The sequence below is a fragment of the Photobacterium galatheae genome (assembly GCF_000695255.1).
Lineage (GTDB): Bacteria > Pseudomonadota > Gammaproteobacteria > Enterobacterales > Vibrionaceae > Photobacterium > Photobacterium galatheae.
Map to the genome: position 1 here is coordinate 46,151 of NZ_JMIB01000021.1, position 21,469 is coordinate 67,619.

General features: G+C 54.2%; 1 protein-coding gene. It reads right to left on the minus strand.

The features are described 5' to 3' along the window. Positions 1-73 precede the first annotated feature (73 nt). Positions 74-21,220: a non-ribosomal peptide synthase/polyketide synthase gene (locus EA58_RS10150; RefSeq protein WP_051642009.1), complete on the minus strand. Its 21,147-nt coding sequence runs from the start codon at positions 21,218-21,220 to the stop codon at positions 74-76. Positions 21,221-21,469: the final 249 nt, after the last annotated feature.

Sequence of the window (21,469 nt, forward strand, 5' to 3'; positions counted from 1 at the left end):
TCAATTAAAAAATCCGATGTCTATTCAGGCACCGGATTTTTCCATATTATCTCAATCCTTGATAAAGATTCCGTTAGCGCACGCTGTCATCCTCGGCTGAAATCTCCTGCAATAGAACATTCAGATGCTCACCCAACTGGCGGCGGTTCCCGGCATCAGACATCATGCTGGCATGATCGCCGTCCACCAGCGTGACCGTCAGGGATTCAACCGGCAGATACTGCTCCCAGCCCAAAGCTGAATCATCCTCCCGGCTATAACCTGTCGGCTGAATCCGCGTCCAATATTCTGCCAGTTCCTGACTACGAATCGGCGGCATCTCTTCCTTCGCTTTCAGCAAATGCAACTGAAGGTCAGATGGCCTAATGGTTGTCTCTTCCACCAGCTTCGCAAAGTGTTGCCGACGCTCCCACAGCGACAGTTCCTGCTGCGGATCTTCGAGTAAGGTACGAATCCTCATCTCATGTAACGTCTTCAGCACTTCCTCCAGCGGCATGGCTCGCAGCCGATCCATCAAGACCATGTCGAGTTCAGGATATTCCCCTTCCAGCCAGCTCATAAACAGGTGCGTCATACTTGCCATCGCCTGCTGTGGCCGCATGGTATCAAGCAGACCCAGGAACGCCACTTCCTCGCCCTCGCTTTGCAGCAAGTCTGCAATTTGATACGCAAGCACACCACCAGAAGAGTAACCAAACAAATGATACGGCCCACTGGGCTGAACCTGACGAATCATCTCGATACAGGATTTCGCCATCATCGTCATGGTTTCCGGCCGCTGTTCTGACATATCCGGCCAAGGCACAGCATAAACCGGGTAATCTGCATCCAGCGACTTCGCGAATTCATACACATAGGAATGATCCCCGAAGCCTGTTGGCATAAAGAACAACGGCAGGCGGCTTCCGCCCCGACGTGCCGGCAGTGCGGTTTGCACAACATTCGCTCCCGGATGCTGATCAAGATGCTCAGCCAGATCAGCAAGCACCGGATAATCAAAGACAGCCTGCACCGGAATATCCAGCCCATGTTGCTTCGCCATACTGACCTGACGCACCACCAGCAATGAATGCCCGCCCAGTTCAAAGAAATGATCATGGCGTCCAATCTGCTCTATCCCCAGCAACTCGCCCCACATATGAGCCAGCATCACTTCGGTATCGCTTCGTGGCGCCACATAATCATCACTGACCCCGATCAGTCCTTCAGGTTTGGGCAGTGCACGACGATCCACTTTACCATTGGGTGTTAATGGCAACTTGTCCAGCCCGACATAAGCCGATGGCAACATGTAAGACGGCAAGCGATCTGCCAGATACTTTCTCAGTTCAGAGGATTCCGGCAAAGCCATCCCATCGCTTGGTGTCAGCCAGGCCACCAGACGCTGATCGGCACCCAGCGTCCGTAAATCTACCAGTGCATCACGAATGGCAGGATGCGAATGCAATTGCGCTTCAATTTCGCCCATTTCAATCCGGAAGCCCCGGATCTTCACCTGCCCATCATTCCGTCCCTGATATTCCAGGTTGCCATCTGGCAGGTAACGCACCAGATCGCCGGTCCGGTACATCATGCCACCTCTGTGGAAAGGATCCGGCAGGAATCGTTCTGCTGTGAGTTCCGGACGATTCAGATAGCCAAGAGCCACACCGACACCACCGACATAAAGCTCACCAATTGCTCCCCGGGGAACAACCTCTCCCCGCGGGTTCAGGACATAAGCCCGGGTATTCCCAATCGGCTTCCCAATTGGCAGACGTTCACGACCATCAACCCGCTCAATCTGCGCCGTCGTCGCATACGCACTGGCTTCGGTCGGGCCATAGGCATGAATCGCTTTCACCGGTCCCTGATATTTCAGCAGGCAGTCGTAAGCGGAAGGTTCTTCTTTTTCCCCACCGGAAATCAGATGCCGGAGCTGTGACAAGCTCTCGCCAATCAGGTGAACATACTGGTTAAACAATGCCGTCGTCAGGAACAACGTCGTGATTTCATGTTCTTTCAGCGACTGAGCAAGCAACTTCGCATCCATGATAACGTCCTGCGGAATCACCACCATCTGACCGCCATTCAGCAATGGTGCCCAGACTTCCATGGTCGAGGCATCAAATGCCGGATTCGATGAGAAGGCGATTCGTTCCGATGCATCAAACTCTGCATAGCCGTTGCGAATAACCAGGCGGGTGATGCCCTGATGCGGCACCATCACCCCTTTCGGCTGACCGGTTGAGCCTGAGGTATACATCAGATAGGCCGCAATCGTGCTTTCTAACATCAAATCAGGATTATCGCACCGCTGGCTGCGATCTTCAGGCAACACATACGGCAATGCATCATTCCCCGGCTTGTCAGCAATGATAAGACGAGCACCACTGTCACTGAGAATCCAGGCCTGACGTGTTTCAGGCAGTTTTGAATCCACCGGCACAAACATCGCGCCTGTTTTCAGGATTGCTATCTGCGCAATTACCAGTGACAGACTGCGGCCCAGTTTGAGCGCCACGCGATCGCCGGGCTGAACACCCCGTTCAATCAGCGTATGCGCCAATTGGTTCGCCATTGTATTCAATTCGGCATAGCTGACCTTTTGCTTGCCCTCAATCACGGCGATGGCATCCGGCCGTCTCCGAACCTGCTGTTCAAACACGGTATGCACACAGTCCTCAGCCGGATAATCCGTCACCGTCTGATTCCAGATATCCAGTTGCAGGCGATACTCAGCCTCCGGCAGAATCTCCAGTGCATTCACGGGCACAGCCGGGGTGTCAGCGAGAGCATGAGACAGTGACGTCAGCGCCTGAATCATATAACCGCAGATTCTTTCCGCTTCAATCGGCTGGCTGATCTGGGCTGTCAGCCCCAGCGTGTCACCCCCATCTTCAACAGACATCACAAACGGATAGTTGGTCCGTTCCTCAGCACTCAAGAGGGAAACACCTTCAGGCAGCACCAGTTCCCCTTCCATGTTATGGCGATAATTCAGTAAGGCACTGAACAATGGTGCCCCTGCAGCCATACCACTGCAACGCTGAGCCAGCGCCAGGGGTGCATGCTCATGTAACAGCAGACCACTTAAACGCTGATGCGCCTGACGAACCGCAGTGACCACATTCTGATCCTTGATATCCAGTCGCAATGGCAGCGTATTGATAAAGAGACCCATTGCCTGCTCAGCCCCTTCACCAGCCTGCATCCGGCCCAGTAAGACCGTGCCAAACACCACCGCCTCTTTGTCAGTCACCCGGGACAGCACCTGCGCCCAGGCCAGATGGCACAAACTCGCCAGACTCACACCGAGGTGACGGGCCTGCTCACGCAGTGACGCGTTGAGTTCAGCCGGTACAGCACAGTGTGCGGTCGTCACGGCTTTGCCGTCACCCCGGACATTACTCAGTTCAAACGGCAGCACAGGCTCTTCAATATCCGCCAGCATGTCCCGGAAAAACGCTTCATGGGCTTCCTGGCTCATACCCAGACGGGTCTGAGCAATCACATTCCGGTACGGTGGTGCAATGGCAAGCGTCTCTGCTTTTCCGGCCAGAATCGCCGCCACTTCACTTTCAATCAGCGCTGAGGTGGAATGGTCCCCGATCATATGATGCCATTGTTGCAGCATCAGCCACTGTCCCTGTTCATCTTGGGCAATCACCAGATTCAGGAGCGGTGCCTGCGTCAGATCCAGACGTGAATGACGCGGATCAAACCGAGCGAACAATTGATCCGCCACCGGCCCTTCCGCCGGATTCAGTTCAAGTTCACGAACCGGCAAACTTGCCTTACGCCAGACGACCTGCACCGGCTCAGACAATCCCTGACTGAGAAAGGCTGAACGCAGGATATCGTGACGATCAACGACCCGTTGCATCGCTGACAGCCAGGCATCCAGACGCGCACGGCTGTCGAATTGCAACATCGCCGACAGCAGATACGTATCGCCTTGCTCGCTGAGCAGATGATGGAAGAGGATCCCTTCCTGCAACGGCGACAGTCCATAGATATCCTGAACATTGCCGACTCCGCCCGGAACCGTGCTGATCACCTGATCAATTTCCTGCTGATTCAAATTCGTCAGTGGTAGTAACGCCGGGGTAATCTGCGTCGTTTCAGCCGTGATCAGATTCTCCGGCACCTGAATCTCATGCTGAGTTCCCAACGCCGATGCCAGCGCCGCCAGCGTCGGTGAAGAGAACAAGGTGTTCACACCGGCGGAAAGACCATGCCGGCGCAGTGCCGCCATCAGTTTCACCACAAGCAGTGAATGGCCACCCAGTTCGAAGAAATTGTCGTGACGACCAATGCCTTCCACACCGAGCACTTCAGACCAGAGTTCAGCCAGCAGATGTTCCGTCTCTCCCTGCGGCGCTTCATACACCCGGCCAGCGTCAGCATCTGGTACAGGCAGCGCACGACGATCCAGCTTCCCGTTCGGAGAAATCGGCAATGCCTGCATACACACAAAGGCAGCTGGAATCATATAGTCAGGCAAGCGTGCCGAGAGGAACTGACGAACGTCTGCTGTCAGTTGTTCCTGATCGCTTGTTGTCTTGCCTTCTTTGTGTTCCCCGTCTTCTTGCAATGTCTTGGGAACAATCCAGGCAATCAGACGTTTTTCGCCATGGCTTCCGGGCAACGCATCCACAGCGACATCACGCAATGCCGGATGCGCCCCAAGCTGAGTTTCAATTTCACCCAGCTCAATCCGGAACCCGCGGATTTTCACCTGCTGGTCGTTTCGGCCCAGATACTCCAGACTGCCATCGGCCAGATACCGCACCAAATCACCGGAACGGTACATACGTCCCCCCGGATAGAAAGGATCTGCCAGGAAGCGTTCAGCCGTCAGTTCAGGCTGATTCAGGTAGCCTCGCGCCACCTGAACACCACCAATATACAGCTCGCCTACCGCCCCGCGAGGCACAGGCAGACCGGCTTCATCCAGCAGATAAATCCGGGTGTTACTGATAGGCCGGCCAATGGAAGGAACCGCAGCGTCCAGTGCTAACGGTGCCGACGTGGCAACCACGGTGGTTTCGGTCGGCCCGTAGTTGTTCACCACAGTCAGCCCCTGAGGCACATCCAGCGGCCAGCGACGCAGGCTATCCCCCCCGATCAGCAGCTGACGCAGCGAAGCAGGGATTGTTCCATTGGCCAGCGCGACTTCTGCCAGCGGCGTCACCATAAAGGAAACCTGTGCGCCACTGTGTTGCCACCATTGCAGCAAGGCGTCACTGTCACCGGCAACCTGAGACGGCGGCAGTAGTAAAGACGCACCCAGCGACAAGGTCGGCCAGATCTCCCAGACACAGGCATCAAAGCCAATACCCGCCATACAGGTCGTTTTCTCCCTCGCCTGCAACCCGGTTGCTTCTTCATGCCACTGAATCAGATTCAGTAACTGACCGTGCTCAACCATCACCCCTTTGGGCTGACCGGTCGAACCAGAGGTATACACCACATAGGCCAGATGTTCGGAACGAACCTCGACGACAGGTGCACCGGCAGATTCAGGGGTCGACAAGGGTTTATCCAGTGCCAGAACAGGCACATCAATGTCACTCAGCGTCTTGGCACCGATGGCTTTGCAACCGACGGAATCAGCAAGCAGCAAGACCGGATCACAATCACTCAGAATATATCTCAACCGATCACCGGGATAAGCCGGATCCAGCGGCACATAGGCTCCCCCGGCTTTGAGCACCGCCAGCAAGGCCACAATCATATCCGGTTTCCGTGCGGCACAAACGGCGACCCGTGTTTCTGAACCGACACCGCGGGCAATCAGTGCATGGGCCAGTCGGTTCGCCCGGCTGTCGAGCTGACCGTAACTCAGGACTTCATCGCCGCACACCACTGCCAGCGACTGAGGTGAACGGCTCACCTGAGCTTCAAACAGATGGTGGACTGCATGATGCTTCGGATAAGCACGTCCGGTCTGGTTCATGTCATCAAGCAGTTGTGTACGCTCTGCTTCCGGCAACAGATCCACCCGGGAAACCGGGATGGTAATATCTGCCACCATCGTCTGAAGCACGGCTTGCAAATAAGCGCTGAAGCGGTTGGCCGTGCCGGCATCAAACAAAGCAGTCGCATAGTTCAGAACGCCTGTGATCTGATCGTCCGTTTCTCTCAGTTCCAGCGTCAGGTCAAACTTCGCGATATCGTAAGCCAGACCGGCATCGGCAACGGTCAGTCCCGGCAGGCTGATATCTCGCACCGAACCATCCTGCCAGGAGAGCATGACCTGGAATAACGGCGTTCTGTCGAGCTGACGCGGCGGGTTAATCACTTCAACTACTTGTTCAAACGGCAAGTCGCTGTGTTCACGGGCAGCAAGGACAGACTGCCGAACCCGGGACAACAATGTGCTCAATGCCGGATCGTCTCGCAGATCAAGATGCAGGGCCAGCGTACTGACAAAGAATCCCACCAGCGGTTCGATTTCAAGACGCCCACGATTCGCATCCGGCATCCCAATCACGACTTCCTGCTGACCGGCCAGACGCGACAGGACAATTCCCCAGGCAGAAAGCACGGTCATAAACAGAGACGTTCCCTGCTGCTGGCTCAACTGACGCAAAGACCGGGTCAGCGCAGCATCAATCACCACCAGCACTTCGGCACCGGCAAAAGACTGCACCGGCGGACGGGGTCTGTCGGTTGGCAGCGTCAGCTGTGCTGGCGCATCGCCCAAGGTATCCCGCCAGAAGCTGGCTTGCGCATCCAGCCGTTCCTGACTGAGATGTTCCCGTTGCCAGTGGGCATAGTCCGCATACTGCAAGGTCAGTGGTGGTAATGGATTGGTCTGATGCTGACGGAATGCACCATACAGCTCGCTCAGTTCCCGCAGAAGGATCTTCGAAGACCAGCCATCAGAAACAATATGATGACAAACCAGCAGGAACAGACATTCATGATCCGTCACCTGCCAGAGATGCGCATGAACCAGCGGGCCATTTTCCAGATCAAACGGCGCAGCCATCACCTGACGAATGTGCCTCAATGCCTGCTTACGACCACGCATTTCCGTACGCAGATCATGCCATGTGAAAGGCATTGGTTCAGACGGCAGAATACGAACCTGCGGCTGATCGTCCTGCGTCACAAACACACTGCGCAAACTTTCATGCCGGTCATAAAGTGCGTCCAGGCTTTGTCTGAATGCATCCAGATCCAGCTCGCCCGTCAGATCCAGCGCAAGCGGGATATGATAGGTTTCACTGTTACCTTCCATCTGACTCAGGAACCACAGCCGCTGCTGGGCAAACGACAATGGCAAAGCGCCCTCCCGGGAAACCGGCACAATCGGTAACTGATGGATGTCCTCCTCCCGGTGGAGCTGTTCGGCCAGTGCATGAAGTACCGGCGCCGCAAACAATGCGGCCAGCGAGAGTTTCCAGCCCGCCTGTTCCACCCGGTTAGCCAGTTGTACCGCCAGCAACGAATGCCCGCCCAGATCAAAAAAGTTATCCTGACGACCAACCCTTTCAATGCCCAGCAGAGATTCCCACAGGGTTGCCAGCAGGGTTTCCCGCTCCCCCTTGGGTGATTCATAAGCTTCCCGAATGCCCGCCGCACTTTCCGGCGCAGGCAAAGCACGTTTATCCAGTTTACCGTTGGTTGTCAGCGGCAGTGCCTCCAGCCAGAGATAAGCTGATGGCACCATATACTCCGGTAAACGATCGGCCAGAAACTGACGCAGTTGTCCCGCCAGTAGTTCCTGCTCTGCCTGAGGTCCGGGGACAATCCAGGCCACCAGTCGCTTGTCGCCATCACTCGCCTCCCAGGCATCGACCGTCACATTGGTGACCGCCTCATGGGCAAGAATGGCCGCTTCCACTTCCCCGCATTCAATTCGGAAACCACGAATTTTTACCTGATGGTCATTCCGACCCAGATAATCCAGCTCGCCGTTTGGCAAATAACGGGCTAAATCACCAGAGCGATACAAACGGCCACCCGGGTGGAACGGATCATCCAGGAAACGTTCGGCATTCAGTTCAGGCCGGTTCAGATAGCCCCGAGCGACCCCTTCCCCCCCAACATACAACTCTCCAACCGCCCCCTGTGGTACAGGCTGACCATGCGGATCAAGCAGATACAGGCGCAGATCGGAGATTCGACGACCAATCGGGCTGCCACTGGACTTCACATCAACCGGTGACATGGCTCTGTAAGTCACATGGACTGTGGTTTCAGTAATCCCGTACATGTTCACCAACTGAGTCCGTTCAGCCGGGTTACGGGCATACCAGGGCGCCAGATCAGCCGGATTCAGCATTTCCCCGCCGAAAACAATCGTTCTTAACTGGTGCGGTGTTTCATCCTGTGCCTGAATCAAGGCTTTAAAAGCACTCGGCGTCTGGTTCAGAACCGTCACGCCATTCCAGCAGATAAACTGATAGAAATCTCTGGCTGAACGGGCCGTCGCCTGAGGCACCACAACCAAGCGGCCACCGTGCCGCAAGGCACCCCAGATTTCCCACACGGAAAAGTCAAAGGCAAACGAGTGGAACAGACACCAGACGTCATCTGCATGAAAACCAAATTCAGCATCAGTCGCACTGAACAGGCGATCCACCTGACGGTGTTCAACCATGACGCCTTTGGGCTTACCTGTCGAACCCGAGGTGTAAATCACATAGGCCAGACTGGCGGGCGTCAAACCGGCCACCTGAGGATTTCGGTTGTCTCCTTCAAAGGCTTGTTCAAGTTCTTGATCAAGCGCCAATTGCGGCAGATCCACATCACCCAGCGCAGCACGACCTTTGTCGTCCGCCAGCAACAGGACCGGCGCCGCATCTTCAAGGATGTACTGCAAACGCTCGCCGGAATAAGCCGGATCTAACGGCACATAGGCCCCACCCGCTTTGAGGATGCCAAGCAAGCCAACAATCAGATCCAGACTTCGCTCCGCACACAGGGCAACCCGGCTTTCAGGCTGAACCCCATGTTCAATCAATACGTGCGCCAGCCGGTTTGCTTTGGCGTTCAATTGGGCATAAGTCAGACTTTGCTCACCACAGACCAGTGCAACCGCCTCGGGAGACTGAGCCACCTGATCTTCGAACCGTTGTGTCAGACAAGCCAGATCTGAGCCCGTTACAGGTGTCTGATTCAGCGTTTCCAGCAGCAAACGAAGCTCACTCGGTGGCATGACATCCAGTTGGCTGACGGGTAACTCCGGCGTCTGCGTTAAAGCATGCGCCAGAGAGGTCAGTGCCTGTATCATGTAGCCACATATCCGCTCAGCTTCAATCGGCTGGCTGATCTGCGCCGTCAGCCCCAGCGAGTCTCCCCCGTCTTCGACAGACATCACAAACGGATAATTCGTCCGATCATCCACATTCAGCAGCGTGACCCCTTCCGGCAGCGCCAAATCTTCGCCGTCATTGTGACGGTAGTTCAGTAAAGCACTGAACAACGGCATGCCCGGGATAATGCCACTGCAACGCTGAGCCTCAGCCAGCGACGCTTGTTCATGCTGCAACAATCCACTGAGCCGCTGATGCGCCTCAAGCACGGCCGTTTCGACGGCGGCCTGATTGATATCCAGACGCAACGGCAACGTATTAATGAACAGTCCCATGGCCTGCTCCGCACCTTCACCCGCCTGCATCCGACCCAGTAAGACTGTGCCAAACACCACCGCATCCTGTCCGGTAATCCGGGCCAGCACCTGCGCCCAGGCCAGATGACACAAGCTGGCCAGACTGACGCCCAGCCGTCGGGCTTGTTGACGTAAATTTTGGTTCAACTCGGTAGACAGTTTCAGACTGGCCTCATGAATTTGCCGTCCACCGCCCTGAACATCGCTCAGCCCGAAAGGTAATGTCGGTTCGTCAATATCCGAAAGCATTTCACGGAAAAACTCTGTATGGTCATTTTCACGAATGCCGAATCTGGCCTGTGCCACAGCATGACGGAAAGGCTGTGCCGGTGGCAGTGTGTCGACCCGGCCAGACAGAATCGCCTTCACTTCTTCCATCATGAATGCCAGCGTTGAATGATCCCCAATGAGATGATGCCACTGTTGTAGCAGACACCAGCTTCCGTCCACATCTTCTGCAACCGCAAACTGCATCAGCGGCGCTCGGGTCAGATCCATCCGGTTTTGGCTCGCATCAAAGCGATCTGCAAGCTGTGCGGCAATGGCTGACTGTTCTGAGCCGTGTTCTGAATCCGGATCTGCGTCCAGCTGAAGGAAATCAATATTGAGATTGGCTTTGCGCCAGACCACCTGAACCGACTCAGACAACCCGGTACTCAGGAAGGCCGTCCGCAGGATGTCATGACGATCGACCACCTGCTGCATCGCGTTTAACCAGGCATCAAGGGAATCACGGCGCTCAAAACGCAGCATCGCCGACAGCAGATAGGTATCACCGGTTTCATTCAGTCGGTGATGGAACAAAATCCCTGCCTGTAACGGTGAAAGGCCATAGATATCCTGAACATTGCTGACACCACCCGGTACCATCGCCACAACCTGCTCAATGTCCGGCTGGGTCAGGCTGACCAGTGGCAACAACGCCGGTGTGATCGCTGTGGTCTCCGGTGTAATGAGGTTATCCGGAACCTGAACATCATGCAGTGCTTCCAGTGCCGCTGCCTGTGATGCCAGCGTGGGTGCAGAAAACAAAGCTTTCATTTCCGCTACCAGTCCATGACGACGCAATGTCGCCAGTAACTTCACCACCAGCAGTGAATGGCCCCCCAGTTCAAAGAAATTATCCTGACGACCAATGCACTCAACGCCCAGAACATCCGCCCAGATGTCAGCCAGCAACATTTCCTGCTGACCCAGTGGTGCCTCATAGGCAGCACGCTCCTGAGGGGTTTCCTGCGGATCAGGTAATGCCCGGCGATCCAGTTTGCCGTTTGGCGACAAAGGCAACCGATTCACCGCCACCCAGGCCGTCGGGACCATGTAATCGGGTAAGCGTCCCGTCAGAAAATCCCGCAAGTCTGACGACACCAGTTCGCTGTTCGCTTCGCTGACAACCCAAGCGACCAGCTGTTTATCACCACGGCTGTCGGCCCGCGCGTCAACAACCACTTCGCGCACTGCCGGACAGACCGACAGGACCGCTTCAATTTCGCCGCACTCAATCCGGAAACCACGGATTTTTACCTGCTGGTCATTCCGGCCCAGATAGTCAATATTGCCATCCGGCAGATAACGCGCCAGATCCCCGGTACGATACATCCGCTCACCCGCATGGAAAGGATCAGCCAGGAAGCGCTCTGCGGTCAGTTCCGGGCGGTTCAGATAACCCCGAGCCACCTGAACCCCTGCGATGTACAGCTCACCGGCAGCCCCCTGTGGTACTGGTTGTCCGTGTTCATCCAGCAGGTAAATCCGCGTATTGGCGACCGGACGACCAATCGGAACCGTCACCAGCTCGGGTTCACGGGTACAGTGCCAGGCCGTGACATCGATGGCTGCTTCGGTTGGGCCATAAAGATTATGCAGCTCTGCATGCGGCATCTGACGATAGAATTCCGTCACCAGATGCGCCGGCAGCGCTTCCCCGCTGCACATGACGCGAACAACTTGCTGACAGCGAGCGGAAGCCCCCTCATACGCCAGGAAGCTTTGTAGCATGGAAGGAACGAAGTGCAATGTCGTGACGTTGTCACGAGAAATAACACGGCTGAGATAATCCGGATCCTTATGACCTTCAGGGCGTGCCATCACCAGACGGGCACCGTACATCAGCGGCCAGAAAAACTCCCAGACGGAAACGTCAAAGCCAAACGGCGTTTTCTGTAAAACAGTATCTTCAGCCGTCAGGCCGTAGGTGTCCTGCATCCAGATCAACCGGTTCACGATAGCCCGGTGTTCGTTCATCGCGCCTTTGGGTTTTCCGGTCGAGCCTGAGGTATAAATCACATAAGCCAGATGACTGGCCTGCGACTGAGGCAATGGATTCTGGTGACTGAGATCTGAAGGAAGTGCCTCATCCAGTGCCAGGACAGGCACGCTGTGCCCTCCAAGCGCCTGACGACCTGCGGCATCAGCCAGCAGCAGCACCGGATCGGAATCTTCCAGAATGTATTGCAGGCGCTCTCCCGGATAAGCGGGATCTAACGGCACATAAGCACCTCCGGCTTTCAGCGTCCCGTACAAAGCGACAACCATCGCCAGGCTTCGCTCAGCACAGATGGCGACCCGGCTGTCCGGGCCGACACCCCGCGCCATCAGCAGATGAGCCAGTTGGTTCGCCGCCGCGTTCAACTGCGCATAAGTGAGCTGCTCATCGTCACACACCAGTGCAATCGCCTCGGGTGAACGGGCCACCTGCGCTTCAAACAGCTGCTGCACCGTCACATCAACCGGATACTGACGTTCTGTTTGATTCAGACCCGCCAGTAACCACATCCGCTCAGTATCTGGCATCAGGTTGAGGCGGGAAGCCGGCTGCGCGGCATCTGACACCATCGCCTGAAGCACTTCACGCAAATAACCGCCAAAACGCTCAACAGTAGAGGCATCAAACAATGCGGTTGCGTAATTGAGCATCCCTTTGATCTGATCACCCTGCTCAGCCAGATCCAGAGTCAGTTCATACCGGGCAATCTCATGGGTCAGATCCGCTTCATTCACCTGAAGGCCGGGGATTCGGATATCCCGTACAGAACCATCCTGCCAGGCCAGCATCACCTGGAACAACGGCGTTCTGTCCAGCTGTCTTGCTGGATTGATTGCTTCCACAACCTGCTCAAACGGCAGATCACTGTTTTCACGCGCGGCCAGGACCACCGCTTTCACCCGGGCCAGTAAATCAGCCACCGTCGGGTCATCACGCAAATCCAGACGCAGGGCCAGCGTGCTGACAAAGAAGCCCACCAGCGGTTCAACTTCTAACTGACCACGATTCGCTTCAGGGATCCCGATCACCACTTCCGGTTGTCCGGCAAGCCGTGACAGCACAATGCCCCATGCGGACAGAACCGTCATAAACAGTGAGATGTTGTGCTGTTTGCTGAACTGACGCAGCAATTCCGTCAGCTCCGTATCGATCATCACAGGGATCTGCGCACCGGCAAAGGATTGAACCTGCGGATGCGGTTTGTCAGTCGGCAACGTCAGGTGCGTCGGTGCGCCGTCGAGCGTGTCGCGCCAGAACAGCACCTGTTGCGCCAGTTTGTCCTGATTGGAATGCGTCTGTTGCCAGCTCGCGTAATCTACATACTGCAAATTCAGCGGCGGCAAAGACGGCATCAAAGGATTGTCCTGCTGCTGGCTGAATGCCCCATACAGCACACTCAGATCATGCAGCATATTCTTGGTTGACCAGCCATCAGACACAATATGGTGGCAAAGTAACAGGAACAGATGCCGATCGTCCGCTACTTGCCACAGATGCGCGCACACCACCGGGCCGGTAGCCAAATCAAACGGCTGAGCAATCACTTGACGGGCTTGTGCCATCGCCTCAGATTCACCCATTTCTTCGGCGCGCAGGTCATGCCATGTCAGTGGCATCGGTGAAACCGGCAGAATCTTCACCTCTGGCTGACCGTCTACCGCCACAAAAACACTGCGTAAGGCTTCGTGACGGTCATACAAAGCATCCAAACTTTGGCTAAATGCGACTTTGTCCAGATCACCAGTCAGTTCCAGCAGCAGCGGAATATGATAGGTTTCGCTGCTGCCTTCCAATTGATCCAGGAACCACAAGCGCTGCTGCGCATACGATAAGGGCAGCTTGCTTTCTCTGGCAACGGGCACAATCGGCTGTACACTTGCATCGGGAAGACTTTCAAGTTGCTCGGCCAGTGCATGCAGCACAGGCTTGGCGAACAATGCAGTCAACGGCAGTTTCCACCCGGCCTGTGCCATCCGGTTTGCCAGTTGTACGGCAAGGAGCGAATGGCCACCCAACGCGAAGAAATTATCCTGACGACCCACGGTATCAATTTGCAGAATGTCTTCCCACAAACGGGCCAACAACTGCTCTTTGTCCCCTTTCGGCGCTTCATAGGCCTGACGGATTCCAACCGCACTGTCCGGAGCCGGTAATGCACGCTTATCCAGCTTGCCGTTATTGGTCAGCGGTAAAGTGTCGAGCAAGACATAAGATGCCGGAATCATGTAATCCGGCAAGCGATCGCCCAGAGCGTCACGGATCTGTGCAGCGAGCTGATCTTGATCGGCATTCTGATCCGGGACAATCCAGGCAACCAGACGCTTCTCACCATCCGACGACTGCCATGCATCAACAGCCACGCTGGTCACCTGTTCATGCGCCAGAATCGCGGCCTCCACTTCACCACATTCAATCCGGAAACCCCGGATTTTCACTTGCTGATCGTTTCGTCCCAGATATTCCAGCTCACCATTGGGTAAATAACGCGCCAAATCTCCGGAACGGTACAAGCGGCCACCCGGATGAAACGGATCATCCAGAAAACGCTCTGCATTGAGTTCAGGCCGATTCAGATAACCGCGGGCAACCCCTTTTCCTCCCACATACATTTCACCCACAGCACCTAATGGCACAGGCTGTCCGTAAGGGTCAAGCAGATACAAGCGGAGGTCAGAAATTCGATGACCGATTGGACTGCCACTGCTTTCAATATCCGCCGGGGACATGGCACGATAAGTCACATGCACCGTTGTTTCAGTAATCCCATACATGTTCACCAGTTGCGTCAGTTCAGTCGGATTACGGGCATACCAGGGCGCCAGATCAGCCGGATTCAGCATCTCACCACCAAAAATGATGGTTCTCAGTTGGTGGGGTGTTTCATCCTGCGCCTGAATCAATGCCTTGAAAGCACTGGGGGTCTGATTCAGCACCGTCACGCCTGTCTGACAGATCAACTGATAAAAATCTGTCGCCGAACGAGCGGTTGCCTGCGGCACAATCACCAGTCGTCCGCCATGACGTAATGCACCCCAGATTTCCCAGACAGAAAAGTCGAACGCATAGGAATGGAACAGACACCAGACATCCTCAGGACGGAAGTTAAACTCAGCCTCTGTCGCAAGGAACAGCCGATCGACCTGGCGATGTTCCACCATCACCCCTTTCGGCTTACCGGTTGAACCGGAGGTATAAATCACATAAGCCAGATGAGCTGGCATTAAACCCGCGACCTGAGGATTTTGACGATTCGATTCGCTCTGATGATTACGCTCAATTGGCTGATCCAGATCGAACACAGGCACCGCCTGTTCACCAACAGCCGTTTGCCCGGCCCGATCGGCCAGGATCAGGACTGGCGCTGCATCCTGAAGAATGTAATTCAGACGTTCACCGGAATAAGCAGGGTCTAAAGGCACATAAGCACCGCCTGCTTTGAGGATCGCAAGGATGGCAACCACGGTGTTCAGACTTCGCTCAGTGCACAATGCCACCAGACTGTCCGGGCCAACACCACGTGCAATCAGCGCATGAGCAAGCTGGTTCGCCTCAGCATTCAGTTGTTCATACGTCATGGTGTGTTCTTGGTACACCAGCGCAGCGGCCTTTGGTGTACGCGCCGCCTGTGCTTCAAACCGCTGGTGCAGACAGACTGGATGCTCATCTGTCTGCGCCGTGGCATTCCAGTGATTCACCAACAAATCAAATTCGTCATCGGGCAAAACCGACAACTCATAAGCCGGAAGATCCGGCGTATCTGCCAGTGCATTGACCAGTACAGTCAGTGCCTGTTGCATATAACGACAAACGCGTGATGCCTCAATGGGCTCAATGACTTGCGCAGTCAGTGATAATGAATCCATGCCGTCATCAACACAGAGGACAAACGGATAGTTCGTCCGCTCATTGGCAGTGACCAGCGTCACCCCATCCGGCAACGGCAGATTTTCACCTTCGTTATGGCGATAATTGAGCAACGCACTGAATAGAGGTGCGCCCGCAGTCACACCACTGCAACTCTGTGCCAGCGCCAGAGACGCATGTTCATGGGCAAGCAAACCACTCAGACGCTGATGTGCCTGACGGACGGCTTCCTCAATACTCCGGCTGTCCAAATCCATACGTAAAGGCAATGTATTGATAAACAAGCCCATCGCACTTTCCGCACCTTCCCCGGCCTGCATTCGCCCGAGTAAGACCGTCCCGAATACAACGCTGTCCTGCCCGCTGGTTCTTGCCAGAACCTGAGCCCACGCCAGATGACACAGACTGGCCAGACTAACTCCCAGTCGTTTCGCCTGAGAGCGCAGCGCCTGATTCAGTTCCGAAGATAATGCCAGTCGGGCTTCATTCGTTATCTGACCGTCGCCGTGGACATTGTTCAGACCGAAAGGCAGCACAGGTTCTGAAATATCAGCCAGCATGTTCCGGAAAAAAGTCTTGTGCTCATCATTGCTTACACCCAGCCTTGCCTGCGCAACCGCATTTCTGAACGGCTGTGCCCGCCCAAGTCTTTCCCCCTGACCGACCATCAGTGCCCGGACTTCATCGACCATAAAGGCCAGTGTCGAATGGTCACCAATCAGGTGATGCCACTGTTGCAACACACACCAGCTGCCATCCACATCTTCAGCAATCACGAAATGCAGCAAAGGCGCCTGCGTCAAATCCAGCCGGGTATGGTGTGGATCATAACGTGATTCCAGCTGTGTACTGATTGGCCCGTCAGCAGGATCTAACGTCAGCTCTGCAACCCGGAATTCAGCCTGACGCCAGACCACCTGAACAGGCGATGCTGAACCGGAACCCACAAATGCAGTACGCAAAATGTCGTGACGGTTGACAACTTGCTGCATAGCGTTCAACCAGTCATCCAGACGCGCACGGCTGTCGAAACGCAGCGTGGCAGACAACAAGTAAGGATCACCTTTTTGTGCCAGCAAATGGTGGAAAAAGATCCCTTCCTGTAAGGGCGACAAGTCGTACATGTCCTGCACGTTGGCCACACCGCCCGGGACCGTCTGCACAATGGCATCAATCGCTGCCTGACTCAGTTCCACCAGCGGTAACATAGCCGGCGTAATCTGCGTACTGTCTGGTTGAATCAAGTTTTCAGGGACGATGACATCACGCTGTATGCACAACCTCTGTGCCAGTGCCGACAGGGTTGGTGCCGCAAACAGAGCCGGTAAATCCGTTGTCAGACCGGCACTTCTCAGCTTCGCCATCAGTTTGACAACCAGCAGGGAATGGCCACCTAATTCAAAGAAATTATCCTGCCGCCCAATCTGTTCAACCCCCAGCAATTCCTGCCAGATGTTTGCCAGCAGTTGCTCTGTTTCACCCTGCGGTGCCACATAGTCAGCCCGGCCATTTGCAGCCAGTTCCGGAGCCGGCAGCGCACGGCGATCCAGCTTGCCATTCGGGGATAAAGGCAGCGCTTCTAAATGCACAAAAGCCGTCGGGATCATATATCCGGGCAAACGCTCTGCCAGAAAGTGGCCGAGTTCTGCGGATAAAACCGACCAATCACTGTTCACTTGCGAGTTCTCAGACGAGTTCTCGGATGAGTTCTCTTGCCCGTCCGCTTTCGAAACCACCCAGGCGACCAGTCGTTTTCCTCCGCTCTGATCATCCAGAGCATCCACAACCACATCGCCAACTGCAGGATGAGCACTCAGTTGTGCTTCAATTTCTCCCAGCTCAATGCGGAAGCCCCGTATTTTGACCTGATGATCATTGCGCCCAAGGTATTCCAGACTGCCATCGTCAAGATACCGAACCAGATCCCCCGTCCGGTACATCCGGCCCCCCGGATGAAACGGGTCATCCAGGAATCGCTCGGTAGTCAGCTCAGGTTGATTCAGATAGCCCCGCGCCACCTGAACACCACCGACATACAGTTCACCAATACCCCCCAATGGCACCGGTTGTCTGTATTCATCCAGCAGGTAAATTCGTGTATTTGAAATTGGGCGGCCAATCGAAGGAACCGTCGCTCCCGTTTCCGGATTTCCGGATGTCGCGACGACTGTGGTTTCCGTTGGACCATAGTTATTGAGCAGTGTCAGCCCATCCGGCAGTGCCAGCGGCCAGCGGCGAATACTGTCTCCACCAATCAGCAGCATCTTTAAGGCGGGTGGTAATTTCTCTTCAGCCAATGCGATTTCAGCAAGCGGTGTCACCATGAAAGAAATCTGCGCCTGACTGTTCTGCCACCAACGAAGTAAAGCATCGCTGTCTCCCGAAACCTGAGGTGGCGGCATCAGGAGCGTTGCCCCCAAGGATAATGCAGGCCAGATTTCCCAGACACAGGCATCAAAACCCAATCCTGCCATACAGGTTGTGTAATCGCCGGCTTTCAGCCCGGTTGCTTCACCATGCCAGCCAATCAGATTGCGTAACTGACCCTGTTCAACCATCACGCCTTTGGGTTGACCGGTGGAGCCCGAGGTATAAACCACATAAACCAGTTGATCTGATTTCACCTGTGTCAGAAGATTTTCAGAAGACAGTGTCTCAGCAAGTGGCGCTTCCAGATCCAGCACTGGCATTTCCTGTTCACCCAAGGCTGACCGACCCGTTGAATCTGCCAGCAAAAGGATGGGATCACAGTCGCGCAGAATGTAAGCCAGCCGTTCGCCGGGATAAGCCGGATCAAGGGGGACATATGCCCCACCCGCTTTCAGAACTGCCAGCAATGCAATCACCAGATCAGGTCCTCTTGCGGCGCAAACAGCAACTCGGGTTTCAGCCCCAACACCACGCGCCAGAAGCTCATTGGCAAGACGGTTGGCCTGTTGATTCAATTCAGCAAAACTCAGAGCGGCATCTTCGCAGCGCACTGCAATTGCATCCGGCGTTTGCCGGACCTGTGCTTCAAACAGGGTGTGGACGCCATCGGCCACAGGAAAGTCAACCTGGGTGTGATTCATCTGCGCCAACAAAACATCACGTTCTTCTGCATCGAGCACACTGACGGCACCAACAGGCAAATCCGGCTGGCGACCTGCCTGCTCCAGAAAATGACGTAAATGTTTACTGAAGGCATCAATTTGCTGCGGACACTGGACCGACTGATCGTAAACCCATCGGAATGTCTCACCGTTTTTATCAATCTGAAGCAGTGTACTGACATGATGTGCGTTATCCGACGCTGCAGAAATATCAGAAACCAATTCAACGGCAAATGGCCATTGTGTGGTCTGCGTGATGAGGGCATGCAATTCAGGATGGAATGGCAGATGCGCCATCACGCGTTCACATTCAACTTTCAGCAGTTGCTGCGTGTCGGTAAAATTCTGAGTCATATCCAGAGATACTTGCACTGGCAGTACTGCATCAGACAACAAACTGTTGGGTTTCCGTTGCAGCCAACCTATCTGAAAGTCGGTTTGTGCCCCCATGCGAGCCAGATAAACCGCCACAGCACTTAAAAAAGTAGACAACACCGTCTGGCCTGTTTGCATCCAGGAGGTTGTTTGCCAATTTGCTGTTGACTGAGCCGGTCGGTGTGTCGGAAATGCGCAAGGCATGGGATGTTTCAAACGTGAATGCCAAAAAGACGCATACCCCGCACCTTGGGCAAAGCATTCAGCGAAACGGGCAGCCTGCGCTTCACTCAGCACAGGAAAACGGTGACCAACCTGCAACTGAAGCTGATGGGCCAGTTGAATCCCTGACTGAATTGCTCCTGATGCACTGAACCAACCGCCAACTCGGACAATGCCCTGGGACGTCGCAATATCCCAGCCTTTGTCGTCGATATGCAGGATTGTCCCAGGCAACGCGTCATGCGTTTCTTCACTCACTGTCAGGCTGCCAATGCCAATCATGCGATCCGGTAATGCAAGTTTCAGCGGACAACCGCGAGAAGGATGAGCAATCGCGTAAAACAAACGTTCTAAATCCTGCGCGGGTTGATCCCACCGTAAGATTCCGCCTGCATCTGGCTGACGACGGTAAACATAGAAATTATCACTCAGATCAGTCGGATCTTCTTCACTGACCACATTCACCAATTCTTCAAGAGTCAGCTCTGGCTGGCGACATAACGTCTGAAGAATAAATTGAAAACGCTGCTGGAGATTTTCAAGCTGGGCCTGTGAGTGAATATGGGGGGCATCGACAAACATCACATCCAGTGCCTGAGCCTGACGATCTTCAAAAAACAGAATCTGCAAATCACTAACCGCGATATTCCCGCCATAATGCCAACGAGTTTTGCATTGCCAGAAGCTTTCTCCGTTATCAAAGGTCACGATATTGATCGCAGGGCCGAACCAGGACTGATCCGCCGTGTCTCTCTGACGGCGAATATCTTCACCGCGATACAGTTGACGGCGAACCACTTTCCCCATTTTAGCCGTGACCTGCTTGGTGAAGCGAGCCAGCGTCTCCTCAGGATTGATCTGTAGAATCAGTGGCACCACATTGGCAGTCATGCCGATGCTGTTTCTTTCTAACGTCCCTGTGACTGGCAAACTAAAATTCAGTGCAGTTTCGCCGGTCAGGCTATAAAAACAAGCTGCAACCGCGGTTGTGAGAATTTGAGCACGATGCACGCCAAGGGAGGATGCACAATCATCAATTTGTGCCAATGCTTCCCGACCAAGCACAAACTTGCTGGCATTCATTGTAGAGTACTGAACTGGCTTCTCTTTACGAGTCAGTGCATGCGGTGCTGAGGCAATGTAATTTTTCCAAAACTGACGGTCTTTACTGAGTCTTGTGGAAGACTGATATTTTTTATCGTTCTCAGATAAGCAGGTAAACCCACAGTTGTGAAACTCGGGTGTTGGTTCGTTGGCAGCAAGTGCGTTGTAGTACAGGACAATCCGACGAGAAAATTCGCCGCCACTCAAACCATCAATCAACATATGGTGAGTACAACGATAAAAAATGAACTTATCCGGCGCTAATATCAGCACGGCAAAATGAAATAAATCAGGGTCCAATGCAGAAACAATTTGGTCGGCATCATTTCGCATCCACGCGATTGCACTGTCTAGTGGGGTTGGGCTGGTACTGAAATCATACACTTTGAGATGATCAGAAGTAGACTTCATTCTGTATTGATAAAGTTCACCCTCTTTTTCAACAAAACGAGCTTCTATCGCTGGCGAGTCATAAATCATGGCCTGGACGGCTTCTCGCAATAACATGACATTCAAAGGTCCTTCAATGATGCCATAACCCCAAATATTAAAAGGTTGCTTTTCAGATATACGCTCACTTAACCAAAGCTCGTGCTGAGCTGTCGTCATGTCATGCAGTTCATATTGTTCTTCAATCGTTAAATGATGAGACTGAATTTCATTACCATTTGATTGTTCCTGACTGTTCATAATATTCCCTATCATATTGTCAATACGCAATAGAACTCACCGTCCGGTCTGCATACAAACAACAATGCGCCAACTGACAGACTAGTGAAAAAGAAGTATGGGAGGAGCTTTATCCCATGAATGGCAATCGTGACATCCACTATTATTTTCTGAGATTTCTCACGTCATACATAGCGTACTGAATTGTAGAAAACAGAATTTAAATTGTCTAAATAACGATAAGTGATAATAGGCATTTTTGCGTACGAT